The organism is Pseudomonas sp. Marseille-Q1929 (genome assembly GCF_017316265.1).
Lineage (GTDB): Bacteria > Pseudomonadota > Gammaproteobacteria > Pseudomonadales > Pseudomonadaceae > Aquipseudomonas.
The window spans coordinates 1-4,527 of record NZ_JAFLWU010000059.1 but is presented as its reverse complement, the minus strand read 5'-3'; the positions used below and the strand labels follow the sequence as shown (position 1 = coordinate 4,527).

The window sequence follows — 4,527 nt, the reverse complement described above, 5'->3', positions numbered from 1 at the left end:
ATCGCAGGCAAGCCAGCTCCCACAAAAAAGCAGTCCCCTCGAACCCCTGTGCGACCCCATGCCACATCCAACCGTTGACCACGATCAAAAGCTCCCAAAGCGCCAGTTCCCACACTGTGCCAAACCCCCTGAAGGACCACGCCCCCAACGGCATACCTCCTCCGAGGAATAGGCCCTACGCCCAATGCGGCGCAGGCTGCCCCCATCTTTCCAACGCTTGGAGCCCGGACCATGGCCCACCTGACCCAGCAAAACTTCGTCTCCCTGAACATCGCCGTGCTGACCATCAGCGACACCCGCACCTACGACACCGACACCTCCGGCGACACCCTGGTGGACCGTCTGCAAACCGCCGGCCATATGCTCATCGACCGCGGCATCGTGATGGACGACATCTACCAGATCCGCGCCCGGGTTTCGCAGTGGATCGCCGACCCCCAGGTGCAAGTGATACTGATGACCGGCGGCACCGGTTTCACCGCGCGCGACAACACACCCCAAGCCGTACTGCCGCTGCTGGACAAGCAAGTGGACGGCTTCGGCGAGTTGTTCCGTCAGGTGTCCCTGGCCGAAATCGGCATGTCGACCCTGCAATCGCGTGCCCTGGCCGGCTTCAGCAACGGTGTGCTGGTGTGCTGCATGCCCGGTTCGCCAGGGGCGTGCCGCACGGCCTGGGACCAGATTCTTGTCGGCCAACTGGACAGCCGCACCGGCCCGTGTAATTTCGCGCCGCACCTCAAGCCGCAGCTCGATCAAGCCCTCAACGCCTGTGAGTCACGCTCATGAACGTGTGTGACAGCGGCGACCTGCTGCCGGTCGAGGACGCCATCGAGCAGTTGCTCGCCCAGGCGCCGCCACCACCGCCCACCGAGGTGATTGCCTTGGCCCAGGCCCTCGGGCGGGTGGTCGCCGAAGAGGTGTTTTCGCCCCTCGACTTGCCGGGCTGGGACAACAGCGCCATGGACGGCTACGCCCTGCGCGCGTTTGACGTGCCGGAGCAGGGCGGTCACCTGGAAGTCGCCGGGCGCATCGCTGCCGGGCACAGCAGTGATGAGCCGTTGCAAGCCGGGCAGGCGGTGCGCATCTTTACCGGCGCGCCGCTGCCACCGGGGGCCGACAGTGTGGTCGCCCAAGAACGTTGCCGCGTGTATGGCCAACGCATCTGGTGCCCGCCAATACGCCTGGGGGAGCACGTGCGCAAGCGCGGCGAAGAGCTGCAACGCGGGCAGCAGGTGTTGAGCGCCGGCAAGCGCCTGCGCGCCCAGGAAATCGGCCTGCTGGCGGCGGCGGGCATTCCCCGGGTCAAGGTCTATCGGCCGCTGCGGGTGTGCCTGCTCAGCAGTGGTGATGAATTGCGCGAACCCGGTGAGCCACTGGCACCGGGGCAGATCTACAACAGCAACCGTTACCTGATCGCGGCGCTGCTGCGGGGCTGGGGCGTGGAGGTGCACGACTACGGCGTGATGGCCGACGCCCTCACGGCGAGTCGCGATGCGTTGGCGCTGGCGTCATCCGAATGCGACCTGCTGCTGACCACCGGCGGCGTGTCGGTGGGGGAGGAGGACCACCTCAAACAAGCGATCCGCGAGCTGGGCAAGGTCGAGTTCTGGCGCTTGGCGATCCAGCCTGGCAAGCCCCTGGCGTTTGGTCAGGTGGCGGGCAAACCATGGATAGGCCTGCCGGGTAATCCGACGGCCGCGCTGGTCACGGCGTTGGTGGTGGTGCGCCCGTTCCTGCTGCGTGCCCAGGGCGCGGAGCGGGTGTTGCCGATGCCGGCCAGCGTGCCGGCGGCGTTTGAATGGCTCAAGCCCAACCCGCGCCGCCAATACCTGCGTGCGCGCTTGAGCCCCGGCAGCGATGGGCAACTGCGCGCGATCCTGCACCCGCAGCAAAGCTCGGCGATGTTGGTCGCGGCCTGTTGGGCCGACGGCCTGGTGATCGTCGAGCGCGGGCAGCAGGTGCTCAAGGGCGCGGCGGTGCCGTTTCTGTCCTTTGCCGATTTTCAATAAGGAGCCACCATGCAACTGGTCTGCCCGGCAGGTAACTTGCCTGCGCTGAAAGCCGCTGTACGCCAAGGCGCCGACGCGGTGTATGTGGGGTTTCGCGATGACACCAACGCCCGGCACTTCGCCGGGCTGAACATGGACGACAAGCAGTTCGACGCCGCCGTCGCCCATATCCGCCAACACCAGCGCAAGCTCTACGTGGCGGTCAACACCTACCCGCAACCGAAGATCTGGCCGCGCTGGCAACGCGCCGTCGATCGCGCCGCCGACCATGGTGTAGACGCATTGATCGCCGGCGACCCTGGCGTGCTCGGCTACGCTGCCGCGCGCCACCCGCAGATGGCCTTGCACTTGTCGGTGCAGGGCTCGGCCACCCACGCGGCGGCGTTGAAGTTCTACGTCGAACGCTACGGCATCCGCCGCGCGGTGCTGCCACGGGTGTTGTCCCTGGCCCAGGTCAAGCAGGTGGCGGCGAGTGCCACGGTGCCCATCGAAGTGTTCGGCTTTGGCAGCCTGTGCATCATGGCCGAAGGGCGCTGCCACTTGTCCTCCTACATCACCGGCGAATCGCCCAACCTGTGCGGCGTGTGCTCGCCGGCCAAGGCAGTGCGCTGGAGCGACGACGCCGACGGCCTGAGCGCGCGCTTGAGCGAAGTGCTAATCGACCGCTACACCCCGAACGAGCCCGCCGGCTATCCGACCCTGTGCAAGGGCCGCTTCCTGGTGGGCGGCAAGCGCTTCCATGCGCTGGAGGAACCTACCAGCCTCGACACCCTTGACCTGTTGCCGGAACTGGCCGCCATTGGCGTGGAAGCGGTGAAGATCGAAGGTCGCCAACGCAGCCCGGCCTATGTGGAGCAAGTCACCCGCGTCTGGCGCGCCGCCCTCGACGCCCACCGCAGCAACCCGGCCAACTTTGTCGTCAAGGAGCAATGGCGCCAGGTATTGGCTGGTCTTTCCGAAGGCAGCCAGACCACCCTGGGTGCTTACCATCGTGCATGGCAGTGAGGACACACACACATGAAACTCAGCCTCGGACCGGTGCTGTTTTATTGGGACAAGGACCACCTCGGGCGCTTCTACGCAGACATGGCCGACTTGCCCCTGGACGTGATTTACCTGGGCGAAACCGTGTGCTCGAAACGCCGCGTGTTCAACCTCGATCAGTGGCTGGGCCTGGGCCGCGAGTTGCAGACGTGCAGTTCGGCGCAGATCGTGTTGTCGAGCCTCACGCTGATCGAGGCAGCCTCCGAACTGTCCCGCCTGCGCCGCCTGTGCGACAACGGCGAGATGCTGGTGGAAGCCAACGACATGGGTGCGGTGCAGTTGCTGGTTGAGCGCAAATTGCCCTTTGTCGGCGGCCCGGCGCTCAACCTCTATAACGGCCACGCCCTGGTGCAATTGCTTGACTTGGGTATGCAACGCTGGGTGCCGCCAGTGGAGTGCTCTCAAGGCTTGATCGCCGATGTACTGACGCAGGTGCAGGAACTGGGCAGGCCGTTGCCGGAGGTGGAAATCTTCGCCTACGGCCATTTGCCCCTGGCCTACTCGGCGCGCTGCTTCACCGCCCGCGCCGAAAACCGGCCAAAGGACGACTGCCAGTTCTGCTGTATCAACTACCCGGACGGCATGGCCTTGACCAGCCAGGAAGGGCAGGCGTTGTTTACCTTGAATGGGATTCAGACGATGTCGGCGGATGTGACTAACCTGCTGGCCGACTATCCCGGGCTGGTGGCTTGTGGCGCTGATGTGTTGCGCCTGAGCCCGCGTGCGGAAGGCATGGCCGATGTGGTACGCGCCTACGATCAGGTGCGGCAGGGCGCGATGCCGCCGGTGTTTGTCGAGGGTTGCAACGGCTACTGGCATGGCCAGGCGGGCATGTTGCGGGTTGAGGAGGTGGGGCTGTGTTGAGTCGCAAGCAGTGGTTGCTCAAGGGGGCCGACCGGTTGTTGCCGCTGGTGCGGCGGGTGCCGTTTGCGGTGCAGCGTGTGGCCTTGGAGCAGGGACTTAATCGTTGTCTGGCTGAGCCTTTGCGCGAGGGGGGCTTCGATTTGCTGCGTGGGCGTTGGATGTGTTTGCGGATTCCTGATTTGGGGTTGTGTTGGTACCTGACGTTGGCGCGGGATGGGTTGCGTATTGCTGACAAGGCTGAGGCGCAGGTGACCATCAGTGGTAATTGGCGGGAGTTTTTGTTGTTGGCTAGTCGGCAGGAGGATCCGGATACGTTGTTCTTTCGGCGGCGGTTGGTGATTGAGGGGGATACGGAGTTGGGGTTGGGGTTGAAGAATTTGATTGATAGTTTGGATTCGGATGTGTTGCCGGGGTGGTTGTGGCGGGGGGTGGGGGGCTGTCTCTTTTTCACATCTCCCAGCCCACGAGACGGAGAGGGAACTCGTATGCCGTCTTCTTCTTGTAAAAAAAAAAAAAAGGGAGGCAGAAGGGAGGATATGTGGAGTTTGAACAAGAGAACAGGTAGAGATCAGAATACACACGGTACTAATAAATAAATCACACACGGTTA

The 4,527-nt window shown here is 64.1% G+C and carries 4 protein-coding genes and 1 pseudogene; all 5 read left to right on the top strand.

Annotated elements, in window-relative coordinates; all coding sequences use genetic code 11:
* Nucleotides 1–231 precede the first annotated feature (231 nt).
* On the top strand, nucleotides 232–786 hold the full coding sequence (gene moaB / locus J1G37_RS28860; protein WP_207047195.1) for a molybdenum cofactor biosynthesis protein B: 555 nt from the start codon (nucleotides 232–234) through the stop codon (nucleotides 784–786).
* Nucleotides 783–2,009: a gephyrin-like molybdotransferase Glp gene (gene glp, locus J1G37_RS28855; RefSeq protein WP_207047193.1), complete on the top strand. Its 1,227-nt coding sequence runs from the start codon at nucleotides 783–785 to the stop codon at nucleotides 2,007–2,009. Before moaB ends, glp begins: the two co-directional genes overlap by 4 nt.
* Nucleotides 2,010–2,018: 9 nt before the next feature.
* Entirely contained in the window at nucleotides 2,019–3,014 is a 996-nt protein-coding gene (locus tag J1G37_RS28850) for a peptidase U32 family protein (RefSeq protein ID WP_207047191.1), read from the top strand.
* Nucleotides 3,015–3,026: 12 nt separating this feature from the next.
* Nucleotides 3,027–3,917 (top strand): U32 family peptidase, encoded by an 891-nt coding sequence (locus J1G37_RS28845; RefSeq protein WP_207047189.1) that lies wholly within the window; start codon nucleotides 3,027–3,029, stop codon nucleotides 3,915–3,917.
* Nucleotides 3,911–4,342 (top strand): annotated as a pseudogene (locus tag J1G37_RS28840) (SCP2 sterol-binding domain-containing protein); the annotation flags it as partial. The gene J1G37_RS28845 and the pseudogene J1G37_RS28840, both read left to right, overlap by 7 nt.
* Nucleotides 4,343–4,527: the final 185 nt, after the last annotated feature.